Source organism: Streptomyces mutabilis (genome assembly GCF_046628145.1).
In the GTDB taxonomy this organism is placed as follows: Bacteria; Actinomycetota; Actinomycetes; order Streptomycetales; family Streptomycetaceae; genus Streptomyces; species Streptomyces mutabilis.
Genome location: NZ_CP176874.1, coordinates 5209138 through 5223338 on the forward strand (window position 1 = coordinate 5209138; position 14201 = coordinate 5223338).

The window sequence follows — 14201 nt, forward strand, 5'->3', positions numbered from 1 at the left end:
GAGACCCCAACCCCTTGCTGTCACTCATAGTAAACACATGAACACGTACAGTGGCTAGGGGTTCGTCGGGCTCAAATCGGAAGAGCGCGCGCCGGGTTGACGTACCCAGGCCTCAGACGGTCGAACCGTCCCCGACCGAGGTCACACGAGTACGTGATCCACGAAACACCAGCGCCAGTTCTCGCCGGGCTCGAAGGTGCGCATCACCGGGTGGCCGGTCTCTTTGTGGTGCGCCGTCGCGTGCTGCCTCGGCGAGGAGTCGCAGCAGCCGACGTGACCGCACACGAGGCACAGCCTCAGCTGCACCGGGTCCGTGCCTTCGGCCAGACACTCCGGGCAGGTCTCGCTGCGCGGCTCCGGTTCCGGGTGCGGCAGCGCGTCGGCGTGCGTGCACTGTTTCATGATTGCCAGGTTACGACGGGTGTGCGGATCACCGCGCGGAAATCGAGGGCGGGCGAGGACGATGGACGTGATGCCACTGCTGTTGCTGGTGGCGGGCAGCGCCGCGATCGCCGCGGCGGGCCGTCGGCTGCCGGTGCCGGCACCGCTGCTGCTGGTGGCGGTGGGCCTGGCGGTGAGCTACGTGCCGGGCGTGCCCGACTACACCCTCGACCCGCACATCGTCCTGCCGCTGCTGCTGCCCCCGCTGCTCCACACCGCGGCCACCGACAGCTCCTACCTCGACCTGCGGGCGCAGTTGCGCCCCGTGGCGCTGCTGTCCGTCGGCTACGTGCTCTTCGCGACCTTCGTCGTCGGCGCCGCCGCGTACCTGATCGTGCCGGGGCTGCCCCTCACCGCGGCCCTGGTGCTCGGCGCGGTGGTGGCGCCGCCCGACGCCGTCGCCGCCACGGCGGTGGCCCGCCGCGTGGGGCTGCCGAACCGGATCACCACGATCCTCCAGGGCGAGTCCCTGGTGAACGACGCCACCGCGATCACCGCCTTCCGGGTGGCGCTCGCGGCGGCGGTCGGCGAGGGCGCCACCTGGGCCGGCGGGGTCGTCGAGTTCCTGATCGCGGCGGTCGGCGGCGTCGGCGTCGGCCTGGTGCTGATGGTGCCGATCCACTGGCTGCGCACGCACGTGAAGGAGGCCCTCCTCCAGAACACGCTCTCCCTGCTGATCCCGTTCGCCGCCTACGCGGTCGCCGAGCAGGTGCACGCGTCCGGGGTGCTCGCGGTGGTGGTCGTGGCGCTCTGTCTGGGACACCGCGCGTGGGAGGTCGATTTCGCCACCCGCCTCCAGGAGGACGCGGTGTGGAAGATGGTCGCGTTCGTCCTGGAGTCCTCGGTGTTCGCCCTCATCGGACTCCAGCTGCCCGTGGTCCTCGATGGCCTCGGGGACTACGAGGGCGTCGACGCCGCCTGGTACGCGGTCGCCGTCTTCCTGGTGGTCGCCGTGGCCCGCTTCGTGTGGGTGTTCCCGGCGACCTACCTGCCGCGCCTGTCGGCACGCGTGCGCGCGAGAGAGGGGGAGCTTTCCTGGAAAGGGCCGTTCGTGATCGGCTGGGCCGGGATGCGGGGCGTGGTCTCGCTGGCCATCGCCTTCTCCATCCCGCTCACCGTGCACGGCGGCGAGCCCTTCCCCGAGCGCAACCTCATCCTGTTCCTCACCTTCACCACGGTCATCGGCACACTGGTGGTCCAGGGCGTCACCCTGCCGCCGCTGATCCGCCTGCTGAAGTTCCCCGACCACGACGTACAGGCCGAGACGCTCGCGGAGGCCAACGCCCAGGCGCAGGCCTCCCGCGCCGCCGAGCAGCGTCTGGACGACCTCCTCGCCGACGAGCGCAACGCCCTTCCTACCCCCCTCGCCGACCGCCTCCGCACGGTCCTGGAACGCCGCCGCAACGCCGTCTGGGAACGGCTCGGCCAGGTCAACCCGGTCACCGGCGAGTCCGTCGACGACACCTACCGGCGGCTGTCCCGGGAGATGATCGGCGCCGAGCGCGAGGTCTTCGTCCGGCTCCGCGACGGCCGCTACATCGACGACGAGATGCTGCGGACCCTGCTGCGCCGGCTGGACCTGGAGGAGGCGGCGGCGTACCGGGAGACGACGTAGGGCGTCCCGGGCGTCCCGCTGAAGGACAGGGGCGGGCGTCCCGCTGAAGCACACGCGGGGCCGGGCGGGCAGGGCGTCCCGGGTCAGGAGAAGGGGCGGCCGGTGATGACCGCGGCCACGGTCGCCCCGCGTGCGAAGGCACCCTCCTGGGCCAGGGTGACCAGGGCGTGGAGCATCTTGGCGACGTAGATGCGCTCCACGGGGAGGCCGTGACGGCGTTCGAAGTCCTCGGCGAAGGAGTCGAGCCCGGGCCCGGTGCGGGCGTAGCCGCCGCCGTGGAAGCGGTCGTCGAGGCTCCACTCGCCGCGCGGGCCGCCGAACGCGCGGTCCTGGAGCCGCCGTATGTCGTCGGCCAGGAAACCGCCCTTGAGCACGGGGATGCCCAGCGCCCGCCGCCCCCTGGGGAGACCGGCGGCCAGCCCCGCGAGCGTGCCGCCGGTGCCGCAGGCGAGGGCGACCACGTGGGCGTGCTCGCCCAGTTCCTCGCCGAGCGCCCGGCAGCCGCGCACGGCCGCCGGGTTGCTGCCGCCCTCGGGCACGACGACCGCGTCCTCGGCGGCGACCGCGCGCAGGAGCGCCGCCAGGACGTCCGGTTCCGTCTTGCGGCGGTACGTCGAGCGGTCGACGAAGTGCAGTCGCATGCCGTCGGCCACGCACCGGGCCAGTGAGGGGTTGAGCGGCCGGCCGGCCAGTTCCTGCCCGCGCACCACACCCACCGTGGGCAGTCCGAGCAGTCGGCCGGCGGCTGCCGTGGCACGCAGATGGTTGGAGTACGCGCCGCCGAACGTGACGACCGTACGGCCGGCCGCCGTGGCGAGATTCGGCGCGAGTTTGCGCCATTTGTTGCCGACCAGCTCCGGATGGATCAGGTCGTCGCGCTTCAGCAGCAGCCGCACCCCGTGCCGTTCGAACCGCTCGTCGGAGACCTCGTGCAGCGGAGAGGGCAGGCGGGGTCGCAGGGCGGCGAGGTCGGAGGTGTCGGTACCGGGCACCCCGCCATTGTCACGCCGCCCGCGACCGGCGCACCCGTCACTTCAGCCGGTCGCGGATCCGCGACCGCATCGACGCCATCGTGAACCCCCGGGGGTCCACCTTTCCCGGCTGCCATTCCAGGTGGCCGATGACGGACCGCTCGTTCCAGCCGTGATGCCGGCAGACCGCGGCCGCGGCCCGCTCGATCGCCTCCAGTTGCGCGGCCGGCCAGGGGTCCTCGCCGTCGCCCATGTTCTCGCACTCGAAACCGTAGAAGTGCCGGTTGCCGTCGGTGTTCGCCTCGTTGTCCCTGGGCAGCGCCTTCTCCGCGATCACCGCGCGCAGCACGTCGTCGTCGCCGAGCCCGGCGTGGTTGGCCCGGCCGTACCCGACCAGGTGGACCTTGCCGTCCTTGGTGATGACTCCGTGGCACAGCGGCCCGGGCAGCCCGTCGTAGCCCTTGCGGCAGATCTCCACGGTCCGCGCGCTGCCCTTGGTGACGGTGTGGTGGATCATCACGCCGTGCACGGGCCCCCAGGGGCCTTTGTGGTTGCGGTTGTGGTCCCGCCAGTCGCCGACCTGGACGACGGTGAGGCCCTCCGCCTTCAGTGCCTTGAGGAAACTGCTCGCGGACATGGGTGAGGCCACGGCCGACTCCTTCACGCTGCGCGACGACCGCCCGGCGCGACCGCCTCGTACGGTGCTTCTACCGAAACGGAGTGCTCCCTATGACTTGTTCGGGCCGTGTGCGATTCGTTTCGGACATTCTCGTCCCGACCGACATCCCCGGCCGACGCCGGCGCGCGCCCGAAAAGTCGCCGAGACGCCGGAACAAGTCCCGATGTCTGCCCCGGCAGCCGGTGATCCATTCCCGCTCTTTCGGGTAATAGCACCGGCACGCTCCGTGAGGAAGGCTGGCCCACGTACATCGATGCCGGGCGCAGCCGTCCGGCATGACCGGGAGGGCAATTCCTTATGTCGGTAGGCGAAGAGGTCCGCACCGAGCAGACCAGGCCGCAGCAGAGCCTCGGCACGGCGGCCGCGCGGAACCTGGCCACCACGACCAAGTCCGTTCCTCAGATGCAGGAGATCAGCTCCCGCTGGCTGCTGCGCACGCTTCCCTGGGTCGACATCCAGGGCGGTACGTACCGGGTGAACCGGCGCATGACCTTCGCCGTCGGCGACGGCCGGGTCACGTTCGTCAAGACCGGCGACCGCGTCGAGGTCATCCCCGCGGAGCTGGGCGAACTGCCGGCCCTGCGGTCGTACGAGGACGAGGAGGTGCTCTCGGAGCTCGCGCAGCGCTGTGCGCAGCGGGAGTTCGGCCCCGGCGAGGTGATCGCCTCGTTCGGCGCCCAGGCCGACGAGGTGTATCTGCTGGCCCACGGCAAGGTGGAGAAGGTCGGCACCGGCCCCTACGGCGACGACGCGGTGCTCGGCGTCCTCGCCGACGGCGCCTACTTCGGCGACGAGGCGCTGCTGGACGGGGACGCCATCTGGGAGTACACCGCCCGCACGGTCACCGCGTGCACGGTGCTGGTCCTGCCGCGCCAGGAGGTGGAGCAGATCGCGGAGCGCTCGGACTCCCTGCGCGCCCACCTCGAGGAGCGCCGCTCGCTCCCCGACCAGCCCACCAACAGGCACGGCGAGAAGGCGATCGACCTCTCCGCCGGACACAGCGGCGAGCCGGACATCCCGCACACCTTCGTCGACTACGAGGCACGGCCCCGTGAGTACGAGCTGAGCGTCGCCCAGACCGTGCTGCGGATCCACTCGCGCGTGGCCGACCTCTACAACCAGCCGATGAACCAGACGGAGCAGCAGATCCGGCTGACCGTCGAGGCGTTGAAGGAACGCCAGGAGCACGAGCTCATCAACAACCGCGAGTTCGGCCTGCTGCACAACTGCGAGTACGACCAGCGGATCCAGCCGCACGACGGCGTCCCCGGCCCGGACGACCTCGACGAGCTGCTGAGCCGCCGGCGCGGCACCAAGCTGCTCCTCGCCCACCCGCGCGCCATCGCGGCGATCGGCCGTGAGCTCAACCGGCGCGGACTGGTGCCGGAGACGATCGACATCGCCGGCAACCGCATCCCGACCTGGCGCGGGGTGCCCATCTACCCGTGCAACAAGATCCCGGTCACCGAGGCCCGTACGACGTCGATCATCGCGATGCGTACCGGCGAGCAGGACCAGGGTGTCATCGGCCTGCGGGCCACCGGCATCCCCGACGAGATCGAGCCGAGTCTGTCGGTGCGCTTCATGGGCATCAACGAGCAGGCCATCATCAAGTACCTGGTCACGGCCTACTACTCGGCCGCCGTCCTCGTACCGGACGCGCTCGGCGTTCTGGAGAACGTCGAGATCGGCCGCTGGCGGTGACGCCGCTCTCCCGTACGCCGTGTTCCCGCCCGCCCGGGCGGGTAGATCCCGGGGGTACGGTCGCGGGCGCATGGGGGGAAGTGAGTCGATGACGGAGGCTCCGCACGGCACCGCCGGAGCGAGCCGGCCCACCGGCACGCTGGAGAGGCACGGGGGCATCGGAGCGCAGCGGGACGAGGAACCGGACAGCCCGTCCGACGGACACGAGGCGGCGGTGCTCCTGCGGGAGTCCCGGGCGTCGGTCGACCCCGGGCTGCGGTCCGCCGTCGCGTCGCTGCCCGCGTCGATGCGGCGGGTCGCGCTCTACCACTTCGGCTGGCAGCACGCGGACGGCACACCCGCCGCGGGCAACGCGGGCAAGGCGATCCGTCCCGCGCTCGTCCTCGCCTCGGCCGCCGCGCTCGGTGGGCCCGCGGCCAGGGCGGCGGCGGTGCCGGCCGCGGCGGCGGTGGAGCTGGTCCACAACTTCACGTTGCTCCACGACGACGTGATGGACCGTGACACCACGCGGCGCCACCGGCCCACCGCGTGGACCGTGTTCGGCGACGCCGACGCGATCCTCGCCGGGGACGCCCTCCAGGCGCTGGCCCTTCGGCTGCTCGCCGCGGACCCGCACCCGGCGTCGGCGGCGGCCGCCGCCCGGCTCGCCGACTGCGTCATGGAACTCTGCGAGGGCCAGCACGCGGACACGGCCATGGAGCGGCGCGCCCCGGACGAGGTCACCCTCGACGAGACGCTCGCCATGGCCGAGGCCAAGACGGGCGCCCTGCTGGGATGCGCCTGCGCCCTGGGCGCACTGTACGCCGGGGCCGCCGACCGGGACGTGGAGGCCCTGGACGCCTTCGGCCGGGAGGCCGGGCTGGCGTTCCAGCTCATCGACGACGTCATCGGCATATGGGGCGACCCGCGCCGCACCGGCAAGCCGGCCGGCGCGGACCTGGCCGCCCGCAAGAAGTCCCTGCCGGTGGTCGCCGCCCTCACCTCCGGCACCCCTGCCGCGGCCGAACTCGCCGCGCTTTACGCGGCACCGTACGACGAGGACAAGGAGGACCTGGAGCGCAGCGCGCTGGCCGTGGAGCGGGCGGGCGGCCGGGACTGGGCGCAGACCCAGGCGGCCGACCGCATGGCGCGGGCGATGCAGGAACTGGCCCGTGCCGTGCCCGACCCGGAGACGGCGGGCGGCCTCCTCGCGCTGGCCGAGTTCGTGACCCGGCGCAGCACCTGATCCTCCCCGGCCGTCCGGCGCTCCGGTTCGCCGGGCGGCCCGGCAGGACACCGGAGCCCGTACAGGGCCGTACGGACCTGACCGACGTACGGCCGCACCGCCGAGGGCTCCGGCCCGGCGGGTCCCGCACTTCCCCACGGTGTGCGGGGCCCGCCCTCAAGACGTTCGTCCGGGAACGCTCCCCACCGTCCGCCGGGGGCGGCGGATAGGCTCAACCGCCGTACACATGAACGAGGTTGAGGCGGAAGGGCGGGCGTGGCATGGGTGTGGCGATCCGGACGGCGCGGGAAAGCGACCGGGAACTGGTCGTCCGGCTGCTGGACGAGGCGTTCCAGGACGATCCGGTGAGCGGCTGGGTCTTCCCCGGCGAGGAGTACCGACGCCGGACTCACCACCGGCTCATGGCCGCATTCACCGACGCCGTGCTCGCAGACGGGCGTATCGACCTCACCGAGGACGGCGCGGCCTGCGCGCTCTGGCTGTCCGTGCCCGGGGGCGGGGACTTGGGCGAGGAGCCCGGTGACGGCGGGGACGACGTCCCCGCCCTGGTCCGCGAGGCCGTCGACCCGGAGAACGAGCGGGTGGAGCTGATAGCCCGGCTGACGGACGGCATCCACCCCTCCGACCGGGCCCACGAGTACCTGTGGATGATCGGCGTCGCCCCCGACCGGCAGGGCGAGGGGCTGGGCACCGCGCTCATCGAGTCGGTCCTGGACCGGTGCGACCGCGAGGGGTTGCCCGCCTATCTGGAGGCGAGCAGCGGCCGCAGCCGGGAACTGTACGAACGGCTCGGCTTCGAGTTCACCGGCCGGGCCCTGGACCTGCCGGACGGACCCACGATGTGGCCGATGTGGCGTGAGCCGCGGCGATGCGCGTGAACCGCCCCACTCGGAGTGCTGCGAAACGGAACGGCTCCCGGTGCTGCTGGGCACCGGCATGCCGATGTCCGGCAGCGGATACGAGGTCACCGATGTGGTCCCGCAGTCCCCGCGGAGCTTCGGCGACGGCGTGTGCCGTGGTGCGTACTCGCCGCGGTCCGCGCTCGGTCGTCAGCGAAATGCCTGTGGTCCGGGAGCGGAAGTGACCGTGGTTCCCGTACTCGCGGCGGACGGCGCGACGGTCACGCTGGGTGACACGATGCTGCTCGCCCCCACGACGTTCGAGGTGGCGTCCGGCGAGCTGTGGTGCGTCACGGGCGGCAACGGCACGGGCAAGACCACCCTCCTGCGCGCCTTCCTGGGCAGCCGCGGTCTCACGGCGGGTTCCGTCACCGTGACGGGTGAACCTGTGGACATGGCCGAGCCCCGGCACCGCAGGCTGGTGGCCTCACTCGTCGAACCGATCCCCGTGGCCCGTGACATGACGCTGCGGGAGCAGGTGACGCTGGTCGCGGCCTCCTGGTACGGCAACAGCGCGGAGACCGGCGAGCGCGCCGAGCGGATCATGGAACGGCTGGGGCTGTCGTCCCTGGGGGACCGGTTTCCCCACCAGGTCTCGTCCGGGCAGTCCCAGCTCTTCAGCCTCGCGCTCACCCTCGTGCGGCCCTCCGGCGTCGTACTGCTCGACGAACCGGAGCGGCACCTGGACGGGCACCGCGTCGACCTGGTGGCCACCCTGCTCGCCGAGCGGGCCGGGGAGGGCACCGCGTTCCTCGTCGCCACCCACGAACCCGCCCTCGTGGACGCCTGCGACGGCCGTGTGGAACTGGGATGACGGCGCAGGAGACGGTGACCGTCGACGCCGACGCCAGGGACCGCGTCCACGCCGTGCGGCACCGGTACGCCCGCCGCGGTGACCGGGCCTCGGCGGGCGGACGCGCGTACACCGTCTACCTCGTCGCGCTGTTCGGCGTCTTCTTCCTGGTGCCGGCGCTGCTCGCCGCCGCCGACTCGCCCGGGCCCGTCTCCGTGGGGACTCCCACCGACGCGACGCCCGTGGCCTGCGTGCTCGCGGTGACGGCGTGCTGGGGCGCCCAGGTCGCCGCGCGGTTCTGGGGGCCGTTGGTGCTCCAGCCCTTCGTGCTGCACGTGTTCATGTCCACGGACCTGCCCCCGACGGGCTATCTCGGCACGATCGCCCGCCGTCGGCTGACGTACGCGGGCACCGCGCTGCTCCTGGCGGTCTGCACGGCGGCCTACCTCACGACCGACCTGTTCGACCACCTCGACACCGCGCTTCAGGGGGTCGCGGCGGTGGCCGGCGTCAGTGCCCTCAGCGCCGTGGTGTGGCTCTGGGGGCAGGTGCGGACGGTCCTCGACAACCTCGCGCTCGCCTGCGCGACAGGCGCCGCGGGGCTCCTCGTGGGGGTGACGAGCCGTACCGCACCGGACGCCGTGGGCGCGCTCTGGCTCGTCGCGGTCGTCACGGCGGCCGCCGCCGCGGGCCTGGGCCGGGCGGCCTTCCGGGCCGTTCGCACCGTCGACCTGGCCAGACTCGCCCGCGAGTCGGCACGCGCCTCCCAGGCCCAGACCTATGTGCTGACGGGCACTCTGCATCACGCGCTCGACCTGTACCGTCCGGAGCCGCGCGGACTCACCTCGGCACTGCTCCGCCCCGACGGCCGGCTGCGCGGGCCCCTGCACCAGGGCGCGGTCCGGGCCCTGCGCACCCCCGGCCGGACCGCCACTGCCGCGGCGCTCCTGCCGGCCGGCGGCGCCGCGCTGACCCTCGGGACGGCCGGGGCGCACGGCGGTCTCGCCCCGCTGCTGTGGACGGCCGGATGCGTCTGCCTGTACCTGGGCTCGGGATGGGTGGGCGAGACGTGGCGCGGCCTGCGCGACGAGTTGACGCTCGCTCCGCTGCTCGGCGAGTGGTGGGGCGGCGCGCTCGGCCGTGCCCTGCTCTGGCCCGTCGTCGCCGTGACGGGCGGGACCCTGCTGGGCGGCGGAGCGGCGGTGGCGGCCCGGTGGCCCCTGTACGGCGGGCGCCTGCCGGAGACGGCGCTCCTCGTCGCCGGGTCGGTGGTGCTCGTCCTCGGCGCGAGGTTCCTGCGCGAGATGAAGCTGCACCTGCCGCTGTCGCTGCTGCTCCCGGTGGTCACGCCGCTCGGCGACCTCTCCGGCCTGCTGATCCTGGCGTGGCAGTTCGACGGCCTGGTCGCCGTGGTGATCGGCGTCGCCGCGATGAACGCCGTCCCCTCCGCTCCCGGCGCCGCGGCGCTCGCGGTGGCCGTGGCCGCCTACTGCGCCTGGGCGGGGCTGCGCAGGACGGGCTGGTCACGCCGGGCCCTGGTCTCCCGTCTCAGGCGAGTCTGAGGCCGGACACGACCGCACCCGGACCGCGACGGCGCCGTGCTCGGCGGCCTGCGGACCGGGTGCGGATCTGAAAACCGTGCGGCAAGGGGTACCGCGGGTCAAAGGCGTGAACGAGGGTCAGGCCTTCTTGGTCTCCCAGAAGATCTTGTCGATCTGGGCGATGTAGTCCAGGGCCTTCTGGCCGGTCGCCGGGTCGGTCGAACCCTTGGCGGCCGACAGGGCCTTGAGGGTGTCGTTGACCAGCTGGTGCAGCTCCGGGTACTTCTCGAAGTGCGGGGGCTTGAAGTAGTCGCTCCACAGCACGGAGACGTGGTGCTTCGCGAGCTCGGCGCGCTGCTCCTTGATGACCGTGGCGCGGGCCTGGAAGTGCGGGTCGTCGTTGCCGGCCATCTTCTCCTGGACGGCCTTCACCGACTCCGCCTCGATGCGGGCCTGGGCAGGGTCGTACACGCCGCAGGGCAGGTCGCAGTGGGCGCTGACCGTGACCTTGGGGGCAAACAGGCGGGAAAGCATGAAGCGTTCCTTCCTCGTGATCGTCTTCTCAGGGGGGACATTACTCCCTGGGAGGCCCGTTTTCGCGAGTGCCCCCGTGGGCTTAGGACAAAAGTCCGGGGTGAGACTGAGACTGGTGGAGGAAAGACCGGGGAGGTGCCGGGTCATGCCGGAGCAGTCGTCGCAGGAGACCGAACGCGCGAGAGGGGCGTTGCCCTTCGGGCCGGCCGAGGTGACCGGGCCGTCGATGGTGCCCACGCTGCACCACGGTGACGTGCTGCTCGTGCACTGGGGGGCGCGGGTGAGGCCGGGCGACGTGGTCGTGCTGCGGCATCCCTTCCAGCAGGACCTGCTCGTGGTCAAGCGGGCCGCCGAGCGGCGCGGGGCCGGCTGGTGGGTGCTCGGCGACAACGCCTTCGCGGGCGGGGACAGCACCGACTACGGGGTCGTGCCCGAGGAGCTCGTGCTCGGGCGGGTGCGGGTGCGGTACCGGCCCCTGAAGCCCGGTCAGCGTTCGCCGTTCGCCGTGGTCCGCTGGGCGCTGTCCGCGCTCCGGCCGGTGCCGGCGGACCGGTCGGCCTCCAGGCGTTTGCGGGCGCGGTAGGCCGCCACGTTGGCGCGGGTGGCGCAGCGGTCCGAGCAGTAGCGCCGGGAGCGGTTGGTCGAGGTGTCGAGGTAGGCGTTGCGGCAGGGGGCCGCCTCGCACAGGCCCAGGCGGTCCACGCCGTACTCGGTGAGGTGGAAGGCCAGGCCCATCGCCGCGATGGCGGCGAAACCGGCGGTCGCGTTGGACGGGTGGTCGGCCAGGTGCATGTGCCACAGCGGGCTGCCGTCGTCGTCGCGGTGGTCGTGGCCGGAGATCTGCGGGCTCACCGGGAACTCCAGCAGGAGCGAGTTCAGCAGGTCCACGGCGAGGGTCTCGTCGCCGCCGTCGGCCGCCTCGAAGACCGCGCGCAGCCGTCCCCGGACCGAGCGGAAGCGGGTCACGTCCGCGTCCGTGGCGCGCCGGGCCGCCGACTGGTTGGTGCCGAAGAGTTCGCGGACGGCCTCGACCGAGGTGAGGGAGTCCTGTCCCCGGGCCGGCTCCTCGGTGTTGACGAGACGTACGGCGTAATCCGAGTAATAGGCCAGTTCCACTTGTAGTCCTTACGAAGGGGCTCTATGGTCGTGCCTGCGGTCAGGTAATGGCTGATCGTGCTTCCAGGGTATTACGTGACGACACGCGATGGAGGGGCTCGATGACGGACGCGGACATCACCACCGCCACCACACCCGCCGCCGACTGGCAGGCCTGGCAGGAGAGCTGGGACCGGCAGCAGGAGTGGTACATGCCCGACCGGGAGGAACGCTTCCGGATCATGCTGGACATGGTCGAGGCGCTGGTGGGCCCCGCGCCCCGGGTGCTCGACCTCGCCTGCGGCACCGGCACCATCACGGCCCGCCTGCTGGCCCGCTTCCCGGAGGCCACCAGCACCGGCGTGGACCTCGACCCGGCGCTCCTGGCCATCGCCGAGGGCTCCTTCGCCGGCGACGAACGGGTCTCCCTGGTCACCGCCGACCTCAAGGACCCCGACTGGACCGCGAAGCTGCCGTACGACTCCTACGACGCCGTACTGACCGCCACGGCCCTGCACTGGCTCCATGCCGAACCCCTCGCGGCCCTCTACGGTCAGGTCGCGGGGATCGTCCGCGACGGTGGTGTCTTCATGAACGCGGACCACATGATCGACGAGACGACGCCCCGGATCAACGCGGCCGAGCGCGCACAGCGGCACGCGCGGATGGACGCCGCCAAGGCGGGGGGCGCGCTGGACTGGTCCGAGTGGTGGCAGCTCGCCGCCAAGGATCCGGTGCTCGCCGGGCCCACCGCCCGCCGCTTCGAGATCTACGGCGAGCACGCCGACGGCGACATGCCCTCGGCGCAGTGGCACGCGCGCGTACTGCGCGAGAAGGGCTTCGGCGAGGCGCGGCCGGTGTGGTGCTCGCCTTCGGACACGCTGCTGCTGGCGCTGAAGTAGCCCACGGACAGGCCGGAGGGGCGGTACGGACGTCCGTACCGCCCCTCCGGCGTGCGTGCGGGTGTTCAGAGGACCTTGGACAGGAACGCCTTGGTGCGCTCGTGCTGCGGGTCCGTCAGGACGTCGCGCGGGTTGCCCGATTCCACGACCACGCCGCCGTCCATGAAGACGAGGCTGTCGCCGACCTCACGGGCGAAGCCCATCTCGTGGGTGACGACGACCATCGTCATGCCCGACTCGGCGAGGTCCCGCATGACGTCGAGGACGTCGCCGACCAGCTCGGGGTCGAGGGCCGAGGTCGGCTCGTCGAACAGCATCAGCTTCGGGTCCATGGCCAGGGCCCGGGCGATGGCGACGCGCTGCTGCTGGCCGCCGGAGAGCTGCGAGGGGTAGTTGCCGGCCTTGTCGCCGAGGCCCACGCGCTCCAGGAGGGCGGTGGCGCGCTCCCTGGCCTGGGCCTTGCTGACGCCCTTGACCTGGACCGGCGCCTCCATGACGTTCTCGACGGCCGTCATGTGCGGGAACAGGTTGAAGCGCTGGAAGACCATGCCGATGTCCCGGCGCTTGACCGCGACCTCGCTGTCCTTCAGCTCGTAGAGCTTGTCGCCCTTCTGGCGGTAGCCGACCAGCTCGCCGTCGACGTACAGACGCCCGGCGTTGATCTTCTCGAGGTGGTTGATACACCTGAGGAAGGTGGACTTGCCGGAGCCGGAGGGGCCGATGAGGCAGAACACCTCGCCCTGCTTCACCTCCAGGTCGATGCCCTTGAGGACCTCGACGGCGCCGAAGGACTTGTGGACGCCCTCGGCCTTGACCATGGCGGTCATGCGGTGCCTCCCGTCGTGCTGGAGCGGTTCGACAGGGACAGCAGGTTCGCCCTGATCTTCTGCAGCGGGGTCGCCGGCAGGCTGCGGCTGGAGCCGCGCGCGTAGTAGCGCTCCAGGTAGTACTGGCCGACGCTGAAGACGGAGGTCAGCAGCAGGTACCAGGCCGCCGCCAGGAACAGCATCTCGGCCGGGGCACCGGAGGTCTGGCCGATGTCCTGGGCGACCCGGAACAACTCGGCGTACTGGACGACCGACACCAGCGAGGTCGTCTTCAGCATGTTGATGACCTCGTTGCCCGTCGGCGGCACGATCACGCGCATCGCCTGCGGGACCACGATCCGGCGCAGCGTCTTGGTGTGGCTCATGCCGAGCGCGTGCGCCGCCTCGGTCTGGCCCTCGTCGACCGCGAGCAGACCGGCGCGGCAGATCTCCGCCATGTACGCGGCCTCGTTGAGGCCGAGGCCGAGCAGCGCCGTCAGGAACGGCGTCATGAAGTCGGACCACTCGTCGCGGTAGACCGGCCCCAGGTTGATGTACTCGAAGACCAGGCCCAGGTTGAACCAGACGACCAGCTGCACCAGGACCGGAGTGCCGCGGAAGAACCAGATGTAGAACCACGCGATGGACGAGGTCACCGGGTTCTTCGACAGCCGCATCACGGCGAGCAGGATGCCGCCCACGATGCCGATCAGCATGGCCAGGACGGTGATCAGCAGCGTCTTGCCCATGCCGGTCAGGACACGGTCGTCGAAGAAGTAGTCCGGGATCGCACCCCAGTTGATCTTGCCCTGGGAGAACGCGTACACGACCGCGGCCAGCAGCGCGATCGCGACGACCGCGGAGACGTACCGCCCGTAGTGCCGGACCGGGATGGCCTTGATGGCCTCCGGCCCGGCGGGCGGCGTGCCGGCCGGTCCGCCCGCCGTCTTGTCGATGTCAACAGTCACGGATGTTGCCTTTCAGCGCCCGGCGCGC

At 72.0% G+C, this 14201-nt stretch carries 15 protein-coding genes; 8 read left to right on the forward strand and 7 right to left on the reverse strand.

Annotated elements, in window-relative coordinates; translation table 11 throughout:
- Positions 1 to 141 precede the first annotated feature (141 nt).
- On the reverse strand, positions 142 to 402 hold the full coding sequence (locus tag ACLIN4_RS23625) for a UBP-type zinc finger domain-containing protein (protein WP_043380062.1): 261 nt from the start codon (positions 400 to 402) through the stop codon (positions 142 to 144).
- A 61-nt stretch (positions 403 to 463) separates the two neighbouring features.
- Here ACLIN4_RS23625 and ACLIN4_RS23630 point away from each other — a divergent pair, with 61 nt between their 5' ends.
- Positions 464 to 2056: a Na+/H+ antiporter gene (locus ACLIN4_RS23630; RefSeq protein WP_100045854.1), complete on the forward strand. Its 1593-nt coding sequence runs from the start codon at positions 464 to 466 to the stop codon at positions 2054 to 2056.
- An 83-nt stretch (positions 2057 to 2139) separates the two neighbouring features.
- Here ACLIN4_RS23630 and ACLIN4_RS23635 read toward each other — a convergent pair whose 3' ends face one another.
- The gene (locus tag ACLIN4_RS23635) at positions 2140 to 3048 is read right to left on the reverse strand and encodes a 1-aminocyclopropane-1-carboxylate deaminase/D-cysteine desulfhydrase (protein WP_411576179.1); all 909 of its coding nucleotides are present in this window, start codon (positions 3046 to 3048) and stop codon (positions 2140 to 2142) included.
- 37 nt (positions 3049 to 3085) lie between these two features.
- Entirely contained in the window at positions 3086 to 3664 is a 579-nt protein-coding gene (locus ACLIN4_RS23640; RefSeq protein ID WP_100045852.1) for an N-acetylmuramoyl-L-alanine amidase, read from the reverse strand.
- Between the two features lie 339 nt (positions 3665 to 4003).
- Between ACLIN4_RS23640 and ACLIN4_RS23645 the strand changes: the two genes are divergently transcribed.
- The 5 genes from ACLIN4_RS23645 (at position 4004) to ACLIN4_RS23665 (ending at position 9889) form a co-directional block, all read left to right on the forward strand.
- Positions 4004 to 5410 (forward strand): family 2B encapsulin nanocompartment shell protein, encoded by a 1407-nt coding sequence (locus ACLIN4_RS23645; protein WP_107476785.1) that lies wholly within the window; start codon positions 4004 to 4006, stop codon positions 5408 to 5410.
- Positions 5411 to 5498: 88 nt separating this feature from the next.
- The gene (locus tag ACLIN4_RS23650) at positions 5499 to 6635 is read left to right on the forward strand and encodes a family 2 encapsulin nanocompartment cargo protein polyprenyl transferase (RefSeq protein ID WP_411576180.1); all 1137 of its coding nucleotides are present in this window, start codon (positions 5499 to 5501) and stop codon (positions 6633 to 6635) included.
- Positions 6636 to 6895: 260 nt separating this feature from the next.
- The gene (locus tag ACLIN4_RS23655; protein ID WP_107476784.1) at positions 6896 to 7513 is read left to right on the forward strand and encodes a GNAT family N-acetyltransferase; all 618 of its coding nucleotides are present in this window, start codon (positions 6896 to 6898) and stop codon (positions 7511 to 7513) included.
- Positions 7514 to 7715: 202 nt separating this feature from the next.
- Positions 7716 to 8348 (forward strand): ABC transporter ATP-binding protein, encoded by a 633-nt coding sequence (locus tag ACLIN4_RS23660; protein ID WP_100045879.1) that lies wholly within the window; start codon positions 7716 to 7718, stop codon positions 8346 to 8348.
- Positions 8345 to 9889, forward strand: a complete 1545-nt coding sequence (locus ACLIN4_RS23665; RefSeq protein ID WP_411576181.1) for a hypothetical protein — start codon at positions 8345 to 8347, stop codon at positions 9887 to 9889. The genes ACLIN4_RS23660 and ACLIN4_RS23665 overlap by 4 nt, the downstream gene beginning before the upstream one ends.
- Positions 9890 to 10006: 117 nt before the next feature.
- Here ACLIN4_RS23665 and sodN read toward each other — a convergent pair whose 3' ends face one another.
- Entirely contained in the window at positions 10007 to 10402 is a 396-nt protein-coding gene (gene sodN, locus ACLIN4_RS23670) for a superoxide dismutase, Ni (protein WP_064729779.1), read from the reverse strand.
- 145 nt (positions 10403 to 10547) lie between these two features.
- On the opposite strand from sodN, the gene sodX reads away from it, so the two are divergent.
- The gene (sodX, locus tag ACLIN4_RS23675; RefSeq protein ID WP_100045847.1) at positions 10548 to 10985 is read left to right on the forward strand and encodes a nickel-type superoxide dismutase maturation protease; all 438 of its coding nucleotides are present in this window, start codon (positions 10548 to 10550) and stop codon (positions 10983 to 10985) included.
- Here sodX and ACLIN4_RS23680 read toward each other — a convergent pair.
- Entirely contained in the window at positions 10889 to 11518 is a 630-nt protein-coding gene (locus ACLIN4_RS23680; RefSeq protein WP_100045846.1) for a CGNR zinc finger domain-containing protein, read from the reverse strand. The two genes, sodX and ACLIN4_RS23680, sit on opposite strands and share 97 nt — an antisense overlap.
- A 101-nt stretch (positions 11519 to 11619) precedes the next feature.
- On the opposite strand from ACLIN4_RS23680, the gene ACLIN4_RS23685 reads away from it, so the two are divergent.
- Entirely contained in the window at positions 11620 to 12399 is a 780-nt protein-coding gene (locus ACLIN4_RS23685) for a class I SAM-dependent methyltransferase (RefSeq protein WP_107476782.1), read from the forward strand.
- A 65-nt stretch (positions 12400 to 12464) separates the two neighbouring features.
- On the opposite strand, the gene ACLIN4_RS23690 is transcribed toward ACLIN4_RS23685, so the two are convergent.
- A complete protein-coding gene (locus ACLIN4_RS23690; protein WP_100047912.1) occupies positions 12465 to 13226 on the reverse strand; it encodes an amino acid ABC transporter ATP-binding protein in 762 nt (253 codons plus the stop codon).
- Complete coding sequence (locus ACLIN4_RS23695) at positions 13223 to 14173, reverse strand: amino acid ABC transporter permease (protein ID WP_100047911.1); 951 nt, start codon at positions 14171 to 14173, stop codon at positions 13223 to 13225. The genes ACLIN4_RS23690 and ACLIN4_RS23695 overlap by 4 nt, the downstream gene beginning before the upstream one ends.
- Between the last annotated feature and the right edge of the window lie 28 nt (positions 14174 to 14201).